Source organism: Aquisalinus luteolus, assembly GCF_009712425.2.
In the GTDB taxonomy this organism is placed as follows: domain Bacteria; phylum Pseudomonadota; class Alphaproteobacteria; order Caulobacterales; family Parvularculaceae; genus Aquisalinus; species Aquisalinus luteolus.
Genome location: NZ_VCJR02000002.1, coordinates 611,321 through 629,397, shown reverse-complemented (window position 1 = coordinate 629,397; position 18,077 = coordinate 611,321). Strand labels below are relative to the sequence as shown.

The 18,077-nt window shown below is 62.3% G+C and carries 19 protein-coding genes; 6 read left to right on the top strand and 13 right to left on the bottom strand.

Annotated features, from left to right (window positions below):
* Positions 1-7 precede the first annotated feature (7 nt).
* The gene (locus FF098_RS11560; RefSeq protein WP_205967480.1) at positions 8-1,207 is read right to left on the bottom strand and encodes a glycosyltransferase family 4 protein; all 1,200 of its coding nucleotides are present in this window, start codon (positions 1,205-1,207) and stop codon (positions 8-10) included.
* 128 nt (positions 1,208-1,335) lie between these two features.
* Here FF098_RS11560 and FF098_RS11555 point away from each other — a divergent pair, with 128 nt between their 5' ends.
* Positions 1,336-2,079, top strand: coding sequence for an alpha/beta hydrolase (locus FF098_RS11555; protein WP_155140631.1), 744 nt, complete (start codon positions 1,336-1,338; stop codon positions 2,077-2,079).
* On the opposite strand, the gene FF098_RS11550 is transcribed toward FF098_RS11555, so the two are convergent.
* The 7 genes from FF098_RS11550 to FF098_RS11520 form a co-directional block, all read right to left on the bottom strand.
* Positions 2,080-2,652, bottom strand: coding sequence for a cytochrome b (locus tag FF098_RS11550; protein ID WP_155140629.1), 573 nt, complete (start codon positions 2,650-2,652; stop codon positions 2,080-2,082). It lies immediately after the preceding gene.
* A 104-nt stretch (positions 2,653-2,756) separates the two neighbouring features.
* The gene (locus tag FF098_RS11545) at positions 2,757-4,970 is read right to left on the bottom strand and encodes a TonB-dependent receptor (protein ID WP_155140627.1); all 2,214 of its coding nucleotides are present in this window, start codon (positions 4,968-4,970) and stop codon (positions 2,757-2,759) included.
* Between the two features lie 136 nt (positions 4,971-5,106).
* Positions 5,107-5,403: an HPr family phosphocarrier protein gene (locus FF098_RS11540; RefSeq protein ID WP_155140625.1), complete on the bottom strand. Its 297-nt coding sequence runs from the start codon at positions 5,401-5,403 to the stop codon at positions 5,107-5,109.
* 37 nt (positions 5,404-5,440) lie between these two features.
* Positions 5,441-5,857, bottom strand: a complete 417-nt coding sequence (locus tag FF098_RS11535; RefSeq protein WP_155140623.1) for a PTS sugar transporter subunit IIA — start codon at positions 5,855-5,857, stop codon at positions 5,441-5,443.
* A 34-nt stretch (positions 5,858-5,891) separates the two neighbouring features.
* Entirely contained in the window at positions 5,892-6,410 is a 519-nt protein-coding gene (locus tag FF098_RS11530) for an HPr kinase/phosphorylase (RefSeq protein WP_155140621.1), read from the bottom strand.
* Positions 6,411-8,171, bottom strand: a complete 1,761-nt coding sequence (locus FF098_RS11525) for a sensor histidine kinase (protein WP_155140619.1) — start codon at positions 8,169-8,171, stop codon at positions 6,411-6,413.
* Between the two features lie 54 nt (positions 8,172-8,225).
* The gene (locus FF098_RS11520; protein ID WP_155140618.1) at positions 8,226-8,921 is read right to left on the bottom strand and encodes a response regulator transcription factor; all 696 of its coding nucleotides are present in this window, start codon (positions 8,919-8,921) and stop codon (positions 8,226-8,228) included.
* Positions 8,922-9,149: 228 nt separating this feature from the next.
* Between FF098_RS11520 and FF098_RS11515 the strand changes: the two genes are divergently transcribed.
* Positions 9,150-10,310 (top strand): hypothetical protein, encoded by a 1,161-nt coding sequence (locus FF098_RS11515; RefSeq protein ID WP_155140616.1) that lies wholly within the window; start codon positions 9,150-9,152, stop codon positions 10,308-10,310.
* A gap of 2 nt (positions 10,311-10,312) precedes the next feature.
* On the opposite strand, the gene FF098_RS11510 is transcribed toward FF098_RS11515, so the two are convergent.
* Positions 10,313-11,968: an ATP-binding protein gene (locus FF098_RS11510; protein WP_155140614.1), complete on the bottom strand. Its 1,656-nt coding sequence runs from the start codon at positions 11,966-11,968 to the stop codon at positions 10,313-10,315.
* Positions 11,969-12,105: 137 nt separating this feature from the next.
* Positions 12,106-12,570, bottom strand: coding sequence for a MarR family winged helix-turn-helix transcriptional regulator (locus FF098_RS11505; RefSeq protein WP_155140612.1), 465 nt, complete (start codon positions 12,568-12,570; stop codon positions 12,106-12,108).
* Positions 12,571-12,843: 273 nt separating this feature from the next.
* Here FF098_RS11505 and FF098_RS11500 point away from each other — a divergent pair, with 273 nt between their 5' ends.
* Positions 12,844-13,674: an alpha/beta fold hydrolase gene (locus tag FF098_RS11500; RefSeq protein ID WP_155141371.1), complete on the top strand. Its 831-nt coding sequence runs from the start codon at positions 12,844-12,846 to the stop codon at positions 13,672-13,674.
* Between the two features lie 62 nt (positions 13,675-13,736).
* On the opposite strand, the gene FF098_RS11495 is transcribed toward FF098_RS11500, so the two are convergent.
* From FF098_RS11495 to FF098_RS11485, 3 genes are read right to left on the bottom strand one after another with little or no spacing between them, the layout of a single operon-like run.
* Positions 13,737-14,051 carry a 4a-hydroxytetrahydrobiopterin dehydratase gene (locus FF098_RS11495; protein ID WP_155140610.1) on the bottom strand — a complete coding sequence of 105 codons (315 nt, stop codon included), beginning with the start codon at positions 14,049-14,051 and terminating at the stop codon, positions 13,737-13,739.
* Positions 14,052-14,079: 28 nt separating this feature from the next.
* Positions 14,080-14,310, bottom strand: coding sequence for a hypothetical protein (locus FF098_RS11490; protein WP_155140608.1), 231 nt, complete (start codon positions 14,308-14,310; stop codon positions 14,080-14,082).
* A complete protein-coding gene (locus FF098_RS11485) occupies positions 14,311-15,033 on the bottom strand; it encodes an NAD-dependent deacylase (protein WP_155140606.1) in 723 nt (240 codons plus the stop codon).
* A gap of 54 nt (positions 15,034-15,087) precedes the next feature.
* Between FF098_RS11485 and FF098_RS11480 the strand changes: the two genes are divergently transcribed.
* From FF098_RS11480 to ahcY, 3 genes are all read left to right on the top strand, one after another.
* Positions 15,088-15,552 carry a low molecular weight protein-tyrosine-phosphatase gene (locus tag FF098_RS11480; RefSeq protein ID WP_155140604.1) on the top strand — a complete coding sequence of 155 codons (465 nt, stop codon included), beginning with the start codon at positions 15,088-15,090 and terminating at the stop codon, positions 15,550-15,552.
* Positions 15,553-15,580: 28 nt separating this feature from the next.
* On the top strand, positions 15,581-16,519 hold the full coding sequence (locus FF098_RS11475) for an SDR family oxidoreductase (protein WP_155140602.1): 939 nt from the start codon (positions 15,581-15,583) through the stop codon (positions 16,517-16,519).
* Between the two features lie 125 nt (positions 16,520-16,644).
* Positions 16,645-18,039 (top strand): adenosylhomocysteinase, encoded by a 1,395-nt coding sequence (gene ahcY, locus FF098_RS11470; RefSeq protein WP_155140600.1) that lies wholly within the window; start codon positions 16,645-16,647, stop codon positions 18,037-18,039.
* Positions 18,040-18,077 lie beyond the last annotated feature (38 nt).

Below are 18,077 nucleotides of genomic sequence, written 5' to 3'. Positions count from 1 at the left end.
ACCCAACCTAGCCGTCTTTTCCCGTTACATCCATACCGAGCGCCTTGCGGTAGACTTGCAAGGTACGTTCCGTCATGCGCGCGACAGAGAAATTTTCTGCCGCATTCCCCCGCGCCGCCGCGCCGATCACCTGCCGTTCCGGCCCGCTCAGCGCCGCAAAGGCCGCAATCCTTTCGGCGAGCGCCGCCACATCCCCCGGCGGATAGAGCCAGCCTGTCTGCCCGTCGACCACGGTCTCCATCGTCCCGCCATGGCCCGTGGCGATGACCGGGCGCGCCATCGCCTGCGCCTCTATCGCGACCCGGCCAAACGCTTCCGGCCTGCGTGAGGCGGAAATAACGATATCCGCCCAGCTCAGCGCCGCCGGCATGTCGTCGCAGTTCCCGGGCAGCAGGATATCCCCCTCTAGTCCAGCCGCGCCGATCGCCTGTTCCAGCGCCGCGCGATAGCCGGACCGGCCCTGGTCACTGCCCGCCAAAACTATCCGGAAATCGGTCTCTTGGCGAGTCTTCCGCAAGATTTGCGCCGCTTCGATCAGGTCCTGTTGCCCTTTCCACTCGGTCAGGCGCCCCGGCAGCAGTATTTTCAACTTCTTGCCGCCCTGCCACGCCTGCTCGATGGCCGCGACCCGATCGACGGTGACCCTGTCTGGCGAAAACCGCCGCAGATCGGCGCCCCGGTGGATCACGATGAGACGGGACGGGATGGCCAACGGTTTCGGGCTGTGCTCGGCCAGCACCGCCTGCGCGGTGTATTCGGAATTGGCGATGACATAATCGCCGCGCGCCATGATCGAATTATAGGCCCGCTTCAGACTGGACCTGGCGCGATAGATGCCGTGATAGGTGGTGATGAAGGGCACACCAGCCGCCCGCGCCGCGCCATGGGCGCTCCACGCCGGGGCACGGGAGCGGGCATGGACGAGATCGACCCCTTCCGCCCGGATCAGCTTTTCCAGCCGTACGCGATTCTGGTACAGGACCAGCGGGTTCTTGGACGCCGCAGGCATCTCGATATGGCGCGCACCGAGCCCTTCCACCTCGGCGACCAGCGGCCCGCCTTGAGAGACGACAATTGCCCTGCCGCCGGCGGCGATCACCGCCTCGGCAACTTCCAGCGTCGTGCGCTCCGCCCCGCCGGTTTCCAGCTCGGGAATGACCTGCAGGATCGTCCTGCCCTCCAGCCCGCTGTTCCTGTGCGTGCTCACGCGATCTCTCTCTTGATGCCACTCATGCCTCAGCCATAGGAAGCGGGCGGGAAAAACACAAGCGCGGCGATGGCACCGGCGATCCGCACGGGTTCCGGTATGCGGCCAATCTGCGTATCGTACCCCGCATGACTGACAGACCAACCTTCCTCAAGCGCGACGGCCAGCCCGATATCGCTTACCTGCAGCAGTCCGGCGAAGGGCCGGGCGTTCTCTGGCTCGGCGGCTATGCCAGCGATATGCGCGGCACCAAGGCAGCCTTTCTCGCCGACTGGGCCGCCCGGCACGCCCGCACCTACACCCGCTTCGACTATGCCGGCCATGGCGAGAGCGGCGGCGCGTTCGAGGAGGGCGGCATCGGCGACTGGGCGCGCGACGCCCTCGCCGTGCTGGATGAATTGACCGACGGCCCGCAAATCCTCGTCGGCTCGTCCATGGGCGCGTGGGTCGCCTGCCTGCTCGCCAAATGGCGGCCCGAAAGGATCGGCGCTATGCTGCTGATCGCCCCGGCGCCGGATTTCACCTCCGAGCTCATGTGGCCAAGCTGGGACGAGGTCACCCGCCAGACGGTGATGAGCGCAGGTCGCGTCGAAATCCCGTCCGCCTATGATGACAGCGTCATGGTCTATACCAGAAAGCTGATCGAGGATGGCGAGGCCAACCGCGTCCTGTCAGGGTCGCTCGACATCAATATACCCGTCCGAATCCTGCAGGGCATAGAGGACGAAACCGTGCCATGGCAACACGCCGTGCGCCTCGCCGAGCATATCGGTACGGACAATGTCATCCTCACCCTGATCAAGAAGGGCGACCATCGCCTGTCGACACCGGATGACCTCGAACTGCTCGCCGAAACGCTGGAAGCGTTCTGATCAGCCTTCCTTGCCACCGCGCCATTTCGGCAGGCCGGGTATCATCCGTGTCGCGACGATATCACGATCGATGAAGTGATGCTTCAGCGCGCCGGCGACATGCAAGGCGAGCAGGATATAGATCGCCTTGACGGATGTATGGTGCCAGTCGGCGAACATGCCGCCGAGCTCGCGCGATTCCCCGACCGGCAGGTTCGGTGCCGGAATGAACCCCCAGAGAGGCACTTCCGGCGCCCCGCGGAAGGACACCGCAAGCCAGCCGAGCAGCGGCACACCGATCATCACGACATAGAAGCCGTAATGCGTGATATGGGACAGCACCCTTTCCCAGCTCTTCATGCCCTCCGGCAGGGCGGGCCAGGGATGGGCGATGCGCCAGCCGAGACGGAACAGGCTGAGGAACAGCACCGTCAGCCCGATGGATTTGTGCCATTCCAGCCGCGCCAGCCCTTCACCGCGCGGCGCTTCCTCCAGCCAGCCGCCGACATAGACATTCGCAATCAGCAGAACGGCAATCGTCCAGTGCAGGATGATCGACACCACGGAATATCGGTCGTATTTTTCACGCGCCATGAATCCCTCCTCAGATCAGGCCCATACTGGTCCAACCCGGACAAAAGCGCAAAGCTTTGCGGCAGCGGGATCGGACCTCTGGCACGCCCCGGAACGTTCCATGATCAGAACTGGCGGCGCAGCTTGATCTCGAAAGTCCGGGCGATAGGGCTGCGCAGCTTCGGATCGAACCCGGGCGGCACGTCGCCATTTTCGTCGGTCACCTCGCCGCGCTCATCGAGAATATTGTTCGCTTCCAGCGTCAGTCGGGTCGACTTGAAGGTCTGCCCGAGTGGCTTTTCGAGGTTGATGTCCAGCCCGGCATTCATCGAGGTGAAGCTGGCATAGCGCAGGCCGTTGACTGCACCGCCTTGCGTGCTGTCGCGGCTGCTTTGCCAGTACAGGCCCATATTCCCTGCCAATGTTGAATTGGCCGCCCTCAGGTTGAACCCGGCACGATGTTCCGGGTCGGCCGAGCCGCCCTCGACCAGTACAGCCGGCAGGAAGGATTGCCCGTCATTCAGCTTCAACTCGTTGGTCATGGTCCAGGTATGATAGACGAACGCCCTGAGCAGCTTTCCGGACTCCGGCAGCGCATTCCAGTCTCCGCCGCCGCCACCACGACCGCCGCGTCCCCGCCCGCCCGGTCCTGCCTGCTCGTCCGCAATCACCTTCCGGATCATCGCGAATGTCTGCAGCGTATCCTTGCGCCCCTCGGCAATATTGACGGGCGAGCGATCGACGCTGATCAACTGGTTCATGTCATCGCGGAAAAACCGGTCGGGGAAGGCATCCTCCGTAAACGGACCGATCGGCAGCGTCTCCTGTACGAGATCCTTGCTGCGTTCGCTGTTATAGCGAAAGCGCGCAAAGAGCGAGCGGTCCTGTTTTGGCGTCAGGACAAGCTCGACTTCCATCGTGTCTTTCTTCTCCGGCAGCAGTCCCGGGTTGCCGCCATTGATGGTCGTCACCTGCACCGTCTCGCCGGTCGCATAATCATAGAAGCGCGAATTCGGTGACTCCCGCGTAGCATCGTCGAGCAGGTTGAAGTCCGGCGCGCTGTCCTCGCTGCCCGCCTTGATCGAGATGGAATACTTGTCCGACGGGCGCAGGCGCAGGGTCGCTTCCACACCGGAAGACCCGTCCGAATTGCTCTCCTGCGTTCCGAAGGCGCGCAGGTTCAGCCCGGAGCTGCCCCACGGCCCCCTGTCTTCGGACTGTTTTGTCAGCGGAATATAAAGCCCGGCATCGACGCCGGTCGTTTCGTTGGAAACCGAAAAACTGTCGCCGCTGCCGGAAGTGGAATCCGTCTCCCTGTTCTCGTAACGCACCTTGCCATTTGCACGCACCTGGCCTGCAGGGATGCGGAACACCGGCATCGCAACTTCCAGCGCGGAGGAAAAGGTCGTCGTCTCACGGTCATATTCCGCCTGCGGAAAGACACTGTCTTCTGTCACGCCGCTGTCTTGTGACCGGCTTATCTCGCTCTCGCCAGTCAGGCGGATCTCATTGAACTCGCGAACGACATTGACACCGGCGGACAAAGAGTTGCTGTCGGCATCGCGCACGATCGGCACGCCATCGCCAGTCTCCGGCACTGTCAGGCCCAGCCTATCGGTCGTCTCTTCCTGGCTGGCACGGACGAACCCGCTGACGGCATATTCCCCGACGAAATCGGATACGGCAACACCAAGCTCGTAACTCGTCGTTTCGGCCAGCGCCGAGCGAAAGGCGGCGTCATCGGCACAATCCGGGCTCGCATCGTCGCTGTCGCAGTCCAGCGACTCTGCCTCGGTAAAGCCGCTGCGGGCATTGACCTCGCCATCTATCAGGATGAGCCGGGAGCCGCGCGTGCGCGCATCGGAGAAATCGCCTTCGCCCTCTGTGTTCAGCCCGTTCGATGGCACCGTCACGCCGGCATTGACCGTCAGCGCGTGGTACTGGTCCTTCAGGATGATGTTGATGACCGTGGCATTGGCCGGATAGCCGAGCGGGCCGGCAGCCTCCGGCGGCAACACGTCGATCTTCTCGATTGCCTCGGCAGGAAACTTGTTGAAGACGCGCGGGTTCATGCCGGGCTTGCCGTTAACGAGCGTGATGCGCTCGCCCGTCGCATTGGCGAGCGACAAGGCCTCCTCGACGGCTTCTTCGACCGTATCGAAGGCAAACAGGTCAATCTCCTGCTGCCCCATGGATACGACAGCCTCGAAATCCTCGACCTTTGGCGCCGTGATGCGCTTGGCGGTGATGACGATCTGGTCGACCGGCTGGTCGTCTTCCTCGACCTGTACGTCTGACTGGGCGTACAGGACCGGCTGCGGCGGAAGGTCGATGAACATGTGTGTTACGCTACCCTTGAATATCCCGCGGCGACTTTGCGGGTAATTTCGGCTGGAGGAAACTTACGATGGGGTAAGCAAGCGTCGCTCGCTCCATCCTTTAACGGATGGCTGCGGATTTACCGTCGCGACAAAATCACTCGCCTTCGCCGAAGCGATCTTCGACCAGCTTGACCAGCGTATCGACAGCTTCCATCGCCTGCGGCCCGGTGGCGGTCAGTTCGATGACGGAATTCTCGCCCGCCCCCAGCGTCAGCAGCCCCATGATGGAGCAGGCCCCGACGGTAAACCCGTCCCGGATCACCCTGATATCGGCCTCGAACGATCCGGCGACGGCACAGAACTTGGCAGACGCACGCGCATGCAGGCCACGACGGTTGATGATGGTCACCTTCTGGCTCACCACGCCGTCGCTCTCTTGGGTATCACTCATCGAAACTCTTTCTGCCTCATGCTGAGGAGTATGTGCCTCAGGCACCGCCCTCGCCGGACAGCACCCATGAAGCGACGTTGATATATTTGCGGCCCGCATCATGGGCCGCCGCCACCGCCGTCTTCAGGTCGGTCTCCTTGCGATAGTTTTCCGGCGCCAGCTTGATCAGCATCGGCAGGTTGACCCCGGCGATCACCTCGGCATGGGCCTGTTCCATCACGGAGATAGCCAGGTTAGACGGCGTGCCGCCGAACATGTCGGTCAGGATGATGGTTCCCGTGTCGCCATCGACGCTTTGCGCGGCGGACAAAATATCCTCGCGCCGCTGCTCCATGTCATCATCGGCGCCGATGCAGACAGCCTTCATTTTCGGCTGAGGGCCGACGACATGCTCGACCGCCTTGAGGAATTCATCCGCGAGCTGTCCGTGTGTGACAACGACCAGTCCAATCATAAGCCTTGCGCCCCTTGAAGTTCAGCCTTGAAAATCAGTTCAGTGGCTTATCCTGCCGCCCCGCAGGCAAATGTCCAGCCACGATTGAGCGCACACCATAACGCAGTTTCGCCGGGGCAGACAATTGAAACGGGTCGATGGTCAGGACCGGCAGAGCATGGCCTCCAGCACCCGCCGGAGAAGCCGTCTCAGGGTCCGGCATCCGCCTGATATTACTGGATAATCTGACGATGGCCCGCAACCGTACCATGTCGCGGAACGGCACTGTCGCAATGCCGATGCCGCGGATCTCGATCTCGCCCTCAATGGTGCCGGGCGGACGGGCGATGATCCTGTCCCCTTCCACTGAAACTAGGGCGCTGTCATCGGCAACCAGCAGCGTGCGCTGCCACGGGCAGGCCTCGATCAGGCGCAGCACGAGATCGGACTTTCCGCTGCCGGACGCCCCTTCGATCATCACGCCGGCAAGTGGCCCGTCCTGGTCGATGGCCAGCGCCACGACGCTGGCGTGGTTGAGCGTGCCGCGGATCGGGGCTCTGTCGCCACTTCCCACCTACTGACTCCGTACCGGCAGCGTCACGGTAAAGATCGCGCCGCTGTCACCATCTGTCCGGTTCGTCGCCGCAATATGCCCGCCATGGGATTCGACGATCTGGCGGGAGATGGCGAGGCCGAGACCTGAATTATTGCCGAAGGCCGTCCCCTCCGGCCGCTTGGTATAGAAGCGCTTGAAGATATTCTCCAGGCTCTCCTCCGGGATGCCGGGGCCATCATCGCTGACGGTGATGACGACGCGATTGTCTCGCGCCTCGCCGTCCAGCCACCAGCGCACGCGCACCTCGCCTTCACTGGGCGAGAAGGAAATCGCATTGTCGATCAGGTTACGGAACACCTGCCCCAGTGCCGATGGCGAGCCCAGCAGGACACCATGCGCATCGACCTCAGGCCCGGCAAGGGAGACCGGCGCCCGTCCTTCCTTGTGGGTGGCGGTGTACATATCGACAATGTCCTTCAGCAGGTTGCCGATATCGACGACTTCCCGCGTCTCCCGTGCCAGTTCGGCGTCGAGGCGTGAAGCGTTGGAAATGTCCGTGATCAGACGGTCCATACGCTGCACGTCCTGCGTGATCACCTTCATCAGCTTGTCTTGCGACTCGGGCGTCTTGGCGATCTTCAGCGTTTCCACCGCAGAACGGATCGATGTGAGCGGGTTTTTCAGCTCGTGGCTGACATCGGCGGCGAAGCTCTCGATCGCCTCGATCCGGGCATAGATCGCATTGGTCATCGCCCTCAGAGAGGAAGACAGCTCGCCGATCTCGTCATGGCGGCTGGAGAAATCAGGCACGCGCACCCGGCCGGCAACGGCGATGCCTTCGCGCACCCGGTCAGCGGCAATCGCCAGCTGGCGGATCGGCTGGGCGATAGCTGCGGTCAGCAACAGTGAGGACAGGAACGCGGCGACCAGCGCATAGATGAAGAACGGCAGGATTGCGCCGCGCGCCTCGTCGACCAGGTCCTGGATGCCGCCAATCTCTGCGGTAACGACCCCATAGACCGCCTGCACCTTGCGGATCGGCACGGACACAGACGCGACCAGCTCGCCTTCCTCATTATAGCGAACGGAGGCAACGCCACGCTCGCCGGATGGCGCAGAGAGGAACGCCTCGTTCAATTCCTGTTGCAACGACCGCCGCGCCGCATCCTTCTCGAATTGCGAGGCCGGCCAGACCTCGACCAGCCAGTCCTGAAATCCGGTCCAGGCACTCATCAGGCTGAACTGCTCTTCCTGCTCGATGTCAGGCAGGGTCGAAATCTCGAATTCGTCCTTGCGCAGAACGACATCTTCCAGCAGCAGCTCGCGCGGATCGCCACCCATCAGCGCATCATAGTCGCGCGGTGCATTGAACACGCGCACACGACCCTCGAAACTGTCCCACACCCGCGAAAAGACGAGATTGACCGCATCCTCGCGCAACGCCACCGCACAGCCGGGTGTCAGGTTCGTCTGGGCGACGACGCTTTCATCGCAGGCGGTATCGTCGGCGGCGACCTGCGCCATGATATCGGCGATTACCTGTGCCTGCGCCCTCACGCCTTCCAGTTTTGCCGCGACGAGGCCATCGCGATATTGGGTCATACCGAGCGAGCCGAGCATCAGGATGATCAGACCGATCAGATTGGCGATGACGATGGTCAGGGTCAGGCGGGAAAAGGTCAGCCCGCCGGGCAGGCGATGACGGATCGCCGCCCCCGGCGATTTGCGCGGGGCGGACGGTTGCGTGGCGTCAGTCTCCTGTGCCGGGCGCCTCGCCATCAAGTGCCTTTCCGTGTGCGGATCGCCCGGCCCTCAACAGCCCGGGCGCATCCCTCAATTCTCTTTGTATTTGTAGCCGACACCATACAGCGTTTCGATCTGGTCGAACTCCTTGTCGACCACGCGGAATTTCTTGCGGATGCGCTTGATGTGGCTGTCGATCGTGCGATCATCGACATAGACCTGGTCGTCATAGGCCGCATCCATCAGCGCATCGCGGCTTTTGACGAAACCCGGGCGCTGGGCGAGCGATTGCAGGATCAGGAATTCCGTCACCGTCAGCGTCACATGCTCGCCCCGCCATTTGCAGGAATGGCGCAGCGGGTCGAGCGACAGGTCGCCGCGCTTGATCACCTGCTTGGCGTCTTCCTCGCTGACCGGTGTCGCCGTATCGGCGCGGCGCAGCACCGCCTTGACCCGCTCCAGCAAAAGGCGCTGGGAGAAAGGCTTCTTTACATAATCATCGGCGCCAAGCGTGAGGCCCAGCACCTCGTCGATCTCTTCATCCTTGGAGGTCAGGAAGATCAGCGGCAGGTCCGACGACTGGCGCAGGCGGCGCAGCAGCTCCATGCCGTCCATGCGCGGCATCTTGATGTCGGAAATGACGAGATCCGGCGCGCTCGCATTGATTGCCTCCAGCGCCTGGGCGCCATCCTCATAGGTCGCAACTGTATGGCCTTCTGATTCCAGCGCGATCGCCACGGAGGTCAGGATATTCTGGTCGTCGTCGACAAGCGTGATGCGTGCCATGGGCAAATCCCCTTTTATCTTGTTTTTCCCAATCTAGACGCAGTTGCAACATGCTGAAAAGGCCGCGTTTGGGCGCATATCGGGCCGGAATGAGGCATCTGGCGCCCCGCCGTCAAGCGCTACCGCCACCGCCCCCCTTGTTAGAGAAAACAAAAGGCGTATCTTTGAGGACAGAGGGCGATAACGGCCGGGGACGCAAGCGCCGCCCCGTCCGCACGGGAGACGGGCATGACCCAGACTGCATTTTCATGGCGGCCGATCGGCATCGTGCTTGCCATTCTCATCCTTCTCGTCGCAGGCACGGCAACGCTGAACGCCCAGATCGAGGCGAGCGCCGGCGATTCGCCGACCCTGTCGGGCGAGCTGACCGATATGGGCTTTGCCGCCGGCGGCGAAGTGACTGTCACAGCCTCCTCGCCGGATGACATCATCGCGGCAGGCGGCACGATCCGCTTCGAGGGAGCGAGCGCAGACCACATTGTCGCCGCGGGCGGGGACATTTCACTGAGCGATATCGATGCGTCCGACGTCATCCTGACCGGCGGCAATGTCGAGCTCGCCTCCGGCACAATCACCGACGATGTCATCGCGTTTGCCGGCAATATCCAGATCGACGAAGACATGACCATCGGCGGCTCTGCCATGCTGAATGGCGGCAATATCGAGATCGGCGCCCCCATCGGCGGGGAACTGCGCGCCTCTGGCGGCAACATCTCGCTCACCGCCAACGTCACCGGCGACGCCTATCTTACCGGCGGCACCGTGACTATCGGTGAAGGCGTCGTCATTAGCGGCGACCTGACCTGGGCGGCAGAAGAATTCATCCTGTCCCCCGGCGCCAGCGTCACGGGTGAGATCATCGAAGAAGAGCTGGAGAAGAAACCGTCCGCCTTCAGCCCCGAGGCAATCATCGCGGCCCTGTTTGGTGCGATCCTGTTCCTCGCCGGCCTCGGCCTGCTGATCCTGATCATCGCCGCGCTGTTCCCGGGCCTGATGACGCGCTCCAGCGCGATGATCGCCGAAAAGCCACTGACGAGCCTCGGTATCGGTGTGCTTGTCGTGGTTGTCATGCCGCTGATGGGCCTCGCCTTCATGATCAGCATTATCGGCATCTCGGCAGGCTTTGTCATGCTGGCGCTGATCTGTGCGCTCGTGCCCTTCGCCTATGCTGCCGTCCTCTATCATGCGGGCATGTGGCTGCGCGGCAGGCTCGGCAATGACGCCCAGCCCTATATCGTCAGCCGCATCGTGTGGACGGCGCTGGCCGGTATCATCCTGCTGGTGATCGGCATCATCCCGTTCCTTGGCATGCTGGTCTGGGTCGTCGCGCTCCTGTTCGGCATGGGCGCGGTCATCACCCGTGGCGGGGCTGCCCTTGCCGATGGCTAGGATCAGGCAGAGGCATTGAAAGAGGACGATCGGTCATCCGATTGATCGCCCTCACCACTTCCGTTATCCGAAGCCCAGCGCTCGATCATGCCGACGAGCAGGTCGCGCTGGATCGGCTTTGACAGGTAATCGCTCATCTGCGCCTCGGCACAGGTCTCCCGCGCCTTGTCGAGCACATGGGCCGTCAGGCAGATTACCGGGATCGGGTCCAACCCTTCGGCCATTTCGAACCCGCGAATGCGCCGCGTCGCCTCGACCCCGTCCATGACCGGCATGGAGATATCCATCAGGATCAGGTCCCACCCCTTCGGGTCCTGCTGATAGCGGTCAAGCGCCTCGCGGCCATTGCCGACGATATCCAGCTGGTATCTTTCCTTGTCCAGCATGTGCCGGACGACCAGCTGGTTGACCTCGTTGTCCTCGGCCATCATCACACGGCGCTTGCGCAGCGGTGACGAAGTCTCCGCTCCCCGATCGTCATCGTCGGCATCTTCGTCATCGGGGATCTGGGCCAGGTCCATCGGCAACCTGACGACAAAGGTCGAGCCCTGGCCTTCGACCGAGGTCACGCTCAGATCGCCGCCCATGCGCTGTACGAGGCGCCGCGTGATCGCCAACCCGAGGCCGGTGCCACCATAGGTTCTGGTCGTGGAATTGTCCGCCTGCTGAAATTCCTCGAAAATACGCTCGAGGTTTTCCGCACTGATGCCGATGCCGGTATCCTTCACCTCTATCACAAAAACGCTCTGGCCCGCCCGGTATTCCATCTTCACACCAACCTCGACTTCGCCGGTCTCGGTAAATTTCAGGGCATTGCCGACAAGGTTCAGCACGATCTGCCTCACCCGCCCGTCATCGCCGATCACATGGCGCGGCAGGGTGCGCGGATAGCGCATGACGAGACCCAGCGATTTCTCCCGTGCCCGTTCCGACATCAGGGTCAAAACCTGGTCGATGCAGTCGGCGAGATCGAAAGGCACGGATTCAAGGTCCAGCCGGTCAGCCTCGATCCGCGAGAAATCCAGGATATCGTTGATGATGGTCAGCAGCGCATTGCCGGATTTGCAGATCGTCTCGACGTAAAGCCGCTGGTCTTCATCGAGCTGCGTATCTCGCAACAGGTCCGCCATGCCCAGCACGCCATTCATGGGTGTACGGATTTCATGGCTCATCGTGGCCAGAAAGTCCGACTTGGCCCGGCTTGCCGCCTCTGCTTTGTCGAGGGCCTCGGCAAGATCGCATTCGCGCTTGCGCAGCTCGGTGATGTCGAAGCTGACCCCGACCCTGCGACCGTGCGAGAGCGGCCGGTGCACGACGGACATTTTCCGCCCGCCCGCGCCGGTCACTTCCGTGACCTTGTTGTTCTTCAGGCTGTCGACGACATAGGAAACCCGCGCCTCAAGTGCGTCGGCATCAGGCGCCGCACCGATATTCAGCGACTGTTCGCGCACGGCTTCAGGCCAGCTCTTGCCGCTTTCGAATGCCTCATAGAGATAGGGAAAGCACTGGCGGCTGTGCTGGTTACCATAAAGCAGGCTGTAGTCCTCGTCGAAGACGACGATACCGGCCTCGACCAGTTCCAGCGCCTCCAGCAACACGCCTGCACTAAGCGTGTTGTCCCGGACCTTGTTGGAAGACTTCTTCGGGGTCGCACTCATGAACCTGTCCCACAGTCACGCCTTCCCCCCACTACAAATAGAGCCAGAGAAATATTGAGAAACTGTTGAGATGGGCGGTCACGTTCGCGGACCGGTTGCACCGTTCCAGCCACAACCGAACAACAAACTCCAGATCTCTAGGAATCGTCGTCGGCTGAGTCGATCAGGCGATCGTGAAGCTTGGCGATACTGCGATTTAACTGCTGCAATTCGTCCATCGACATGCCGGAACGGCTTAGCAAATTGGCGCCGACGCAGCCAGCCACGTCCCGCAGCTCACGCCCCTTTTCAGTCAGGCTGATCAACACCTGGCGTTCGTCCTGCGGGTTGCGTACCCGGCGTAAATGGCCTGCCGTTTCGAGCCGCTTGAGTAGTGGCGTCAGTGTACTCGCCTCCAGTTCAAGTGTCCTGGCGAGGTCGCCCACGGTCCTGCCATCCCGCTCCCACAACAGGTTCATGACCAGATATTGCGGATAAGTGATCCCCATCTCGTCGAGTGACGCCTTGTGGATACGCTGTATCGCCAGGTTCGCCGAATAGATCGTCCGACAGATGTGATCCTTCAGCGGTGGCGGGGCGGATTTTGTCTTTGTTTTGGTCATGGCGAACGACCATAGCAGGGCCGAAGCCGCAAATCCATATCAAAATAATTTTTATCGCGATAACTTTTCTCTTGACGAGCCATCGCCGAGAGCGCATCTAATTAATTATCGCGATAATGATTATCGCAATATAATTAGGAGACTACCATGCTGACCAAATCCCTGATCCCGGCGATAGCCTTCGCCGCCCTCACTGCCGGCCACAGCCACGCGATGGCCGCCGTCGCCCCCTCAACCACGTCACCTGCAATTGAAACCCAAGGAGAAACCCAAATGTCTACGATCACCACCAGAGACGGTACACGCATCTTTTACAAGGACTGGGGTCCAAAGGATGCCCGCCCCATCGTCTTCCATCATGGCTGGCCGCTCAGCGCCGACGACTGGGACAACCAGATGCTGTTCTTCCACGCACAAGGCTATCGCGTCATCGCCTTCGACCGCCGCGGCCATGGGCGTTCCGACCAGACCGATACCGGCAATGACATGGACACCTATGCATCGGACACGGAAGATCTGGTTTCCGCCCTCGACCTGCATGATGCCATTCATATCGGCCATTCCACCGGTGGCGGCGTCGTGGCGCGCTATGTCGCCCGGGCCGAACCCGGCCGCGTGTCGAAAGCCGTGCTGATCGGCGCAGTAACGCCGATCATGATGCGTACCGAGAGCAATCCGAACGGCATCCCGCTGGAAGTCTTCGACGGCTTCCGCGCCGACCTGATCGAGAACCGGGCACAGTTCTTCCTCGATATAGCCTCAGGGCCGTTTTACGGCTTCAATCGTGGGGGCGCCGAGGTCAGCGAAGGGCTGATCCAGAACTGGTGGCGCCAGGGCATGGAGGGCGGTGCCAAGGCGCAGTATGACAGCATCGCTGCCTTCTCCGAAACAGATTTCACCGAAGACCTCAAGGCGATCAGCGTACCGGTCCTCGTGATGCATGGCGAGGACGACCAGCTCGTCCCGATCGATGAAACCGCCCGCAAGGCCGTCACCCTGCTGCAGGACGGCACGCTGCAGACCTATGAGGGATTGTCGCACGGGCTGTTCGCAACCCACCCTGCACTGATCAATGCCGACCTTCTCGCCTTCATCGAGAGCTAGTCTCGACCGGCACGGGTCGCCCGAACAGGCGGCCCGGGCTTCACGCCACACCCGGCAGCCGCCTATTCAGGTTTGAACAGGGCGGCTGCCTTTTCTATGAAGGCCGCGAGCGCCACGTCGCGTTCCGACAGGCCGCCATCCTCGCCCGCATCATGGGTCGACAGGGTAATCTCGACGGAGTTGTAGACGTTGAACCATTCGGGGTGGTGATCCATCTTGTCGGCCATCAGCGCCACCCGCGTCATGAAGCCAAAGGCCTCGTTGAAATCGGCGAACTTGAACGACTTCTTGACCGCGTCCCGGCCCTCGACCTGTGCCCATTGCGGAAACTCGTTGATGAACTCCGCCCGTTCCTTCTCGCTCAATTTCTCGACCATGGTTTCCTCCTAAAAATTCGTGCAATGACTAATCGTCATGAAAGACTTCGGCACCGAACACACCGATGATAGTTATCACTGCCAAAAACCCTATCAAGAGCGCCACATAAATTGGCCACTCAGCAACCAGTATCTCGCTTGCCATGGCGCCTATCAGCATAACCACCAGGAACACGGGAAACGCTATTGCTGCACGACGCGCCTTGGCACGATAGTCTTTCCAGACTGACGCTTCTTTCATATCATCGCGCAAGCCCATTCAGTCCTCCATCTCGGCGAGAATATTCTCGACCCATTCCGGCACGACCTCGCTCGCCTTGCCATAGCGCCGGTCGGTGAAAAGCCGCGCATTGTCGGATGGTTCCAGGTTCAGTTCCACGCAAGGGATATGGAGCGAGCGGGCCTCGGCGACCAGCCCGGCGGCGGGATAGACCGCGCCCGACGTGCCGATGGCAACAAACAGGTCCGCCTCGGCCAGCGCCATGGCGATCTCGTCGAGGTGATGCGGTACCTCCCCGAACCAGACGACATTGGGCCGCATGCCCTTGGCCGACCCGCATTCAGGGCACTGCGTCTCGAGTGACAGATCCTCCGTCCACGGCGCGACATGGCGGCAAAATTGACAGAGCACCTCGGCCAGCGCGCCATGCATGGCGAGGATGTTTTCCGACCCCGCCCGCCGGTGCAAATCATCGACATTCTGGCTGACCAGCGTCACCTTCCCGCCGCGGGCCGCCAGCTCCCGCTCCAGCCGCGCCAGCGCGTGGTGCGCGGCGTTCGGCTCCACGCCCTTCAGCCCGGCCCGGCGCATATTGTAGAAGCCATGCACTTTTTCCGGGTCACGGGAGAAAGCCTCCGGCGTCGCCACCTCCTCGATCGAATATTGCGCCCAGATACCGCCCGCATCGCGGAACGTCGCCACACCGCTATCGGCACTCACCCCGGCGCCTGTCAGGATCACGATATTTTTTGCACTCTGCATGGCGCCGTTGTAGCAGGGGTGGAGCAGCCCTCAAAGCATCAGGAAGGCCCGCCCATGAAACGCGTTCTGTTCGTCTGTCTCGGCAATATCTGCCGCTCGCCTGCGGCGGAGGGCGTGTTCCGCGCACTGGCCAAGGATGAAGACGTCGAGGTCTATATCGACAGTGCCGGCACTGGCGGCTGGCATGAGGGCCACAGCCCGGACCAGCGCATGATGGCCGCCGCGAAGCGCCGCGGCTACGACCTCTCGGCCCAGCGCGCGCGCAAGGTCGACCTCGCCGACTTCTACGAGTTCGACTACCTGATGGCGATGGACCTGTCGAACCACGCCAACCTGCTCTCCATGGCCCCGCCCAACCGCGACTGCGACATCCGCCTGTTTCTTGATTTCGGGACAGGTTCGGAACGCGAAGTGCCCGATCCGTATTATGGTGGCGATGACGGGTTCGAGCATGTGCTGGACCTGATCGAGGATGCCGCCCGCGGTTTCCTGGAGCATATCCGCAAGGACGACCAGTGAGTGTCTCAGTGAGTGTAGTACGGACAAAATGAGAAACGGCCATCTTCTCTGCCTCGGGCTCGGCTATTCCGCCGGTGCCGCCGCCCGCGAAATGCTGGAGCGCGGCTGGCATGTCTCCGGCACCACCCGCGATGCGAGCAAGGCGCGCGAGATCGACGAAACCGGCATCCGCGCCGTGCTCTGGGACGCGCCCAACCGCCTGCCCTCAGAGGCGCTCTCCCCCGCCGAGGGCCCGCCCGTCACCGACATTCTCGTCTCCGTCTCCCCGGGCGAGGCTGGCGACCCCGCCCTTGCCGGGCTGCAGGCGCTGACCGGCGCGAAACCCGCCGCCCTCTCCCATGTTCGCTCGATCCTCTATTGCTCCTCGACCGGCGTCTATGGCGACCATGAGGGCCGCTGGGTCAACGAGGAAAGCCCGGTCCTGCCTACCAGCCAGCGTGGCCGCCGCCGGCTGAAGGCCGAGCATGGCTGGGAGGATTTCGCCGCCGCCAATGGCTGCGCCGAGGTGAACCTGCGCCTTGCCGGCATATACGGCCCCGGCCGCAACGCCCTCGAGACCCTGAAGGCCCAGCACGACGGCACCGGCGACCCCAACGCCCTTGGCGGCCAGCGCATTTATAAAAAAGGCCAGGTCTTCTCGCGCATCCACCAGGCCGACATCGCCGGCATCATCGCCGCGCTGCTGACCTGCCCGGTGGAGAAATGGCCGGAGACCCATGCCCTCAACCTCGCCGACGACCTGCCCTCCCCGCCCCACGAGGTGATCGAATACGCCGCCTACCTGCTCGGGCTCGACCCGCCGCCGCTGATCGACCTCGACACCGCCCAGCTCTCGCCCATGGCCCGCAGCTTCTATGCCGAGAACAAGCGCGTCGCGAACACTTGCGTGAAGAAAACCCTCGACTACACCCTGCGCTATCCCAGCTATCGCGAGGGCCTCACCGCCATCCTGCGCGACCTGAAATAGCCGCTCACGCCCTCTCCACTGGCCGGACATAAAGAAATCTTTATATCGTCTTGGCGTAGCCGGGCCGCGCTGCTATACACGCGCCCAACAAACGGTTTTTGAGCAAACACCTGAAAGGGGCTCCCATGAGCGAAGACTACATCGTCAAGGACATCAACCTCGCCGAATACGGCAACAAGGAAATCCAGATCGCCGAGACCGAGATGCCGGGCCTGATGGCGACCCGCGAAGAATACGGCGCCAAGCAGCCGCTGAAAGGCGCGAAGATCGCCGGCTCCCTGCACATGACGATCCAGACCGCCGTCTTGATCCAGACGCTGGAAGCCCTCGGCGCGGAAGTGCGCTGGGTCTCCTGCAACATCTATTCGACCCAGGACCACGCCGCCGCCGCCGTCGCCGCCAACGGCACGCCGGTCTTCGCCAAGAAAGGCGAGACGCTGGCCGAATACTGGGACTATTGCGACAAGATCTGGGAATGGCCGGACGGCTCGCTCGCCAACATGATCCTCGACGATGGCGGCGATGCCACCATGCTCATCCTGCTGGGCTCCAAGGCAGAGGAAGACCCCTCCGTCCTCGACAAGCCGGGCAATGACGAGGAAAAAGAACTCTTCCGCGTCATCAAGGAACGCCTCGCCCGCGACCCGGGCTTCTATTCCCGCGTCAAGGCCAGCATCAAGGGCGTGACCGAGGAGACCACCACCGGCGTCCTGCGCCTTTACCAGCGCGAGAAACGCGGCGAGCTGCCCTTCCCGGCGATCAACGTGAACGATAGCGTCACCAAGTCGAAATTCGACAACAAATATGGCTGCCGCGAGAGCCTCGTCGACGGCATCCGCCGCGGCACGGACGTGATGATGGCCGGCAAGACCGCCCTCGTCGCCGGCTATGGCGATGTCGGCAAGGGCTCGGCTGAGTCCCTGCGCGGTGCAGGCGCCCGCGTCATGGTCACCGAGATCGACCCGATCTGCGCCCTGCAGGCCGCCATGGACGGGTTCGAGGTCGTGACCATGGATGACGGTGCGCCGCGGGCGGACATTGTCATCACCGCGACCGGCAACAAGGACGTGCTGACCGTCGATCACATGCGCTCGCTGAAGGACATGGCGATCGTCGGCAATATCGGCCACTTCGATAACGAGATCCAGGTCGACGGCCTGAAGAACTTCAAGTGGACCAATATCAAGGACCAGGTCGACATGATCGAGTTCCCTGACCAGAAACGCATGCTGCTGCTCAGCCAGGGCCGCCTGCTCAACCTCGGCAACGCCACCGGCCACCCCAGCTTCGTCATGTCGGCGAGCTTCACCAACCAGACGCTGGCCCAGATCGAGCTGTTCACCAAGGGCGACCAGTACGAGAACAAGGTCTATGTCCTGCCGAAGCACCTCGACGAAAAGGTCGCCAAGCTGCACCTCGACAAGATCGGCGCGAAACTGACCGAGCTGACCGACGAGCAGGCCGACTATATCGGCGTCGAGAAAAAAGGCCCGTACAAGAGCGACGCGTACCGGTACTAACCGCAGGGCGGGTGGAGCGAATGCGATACCCGCCACGC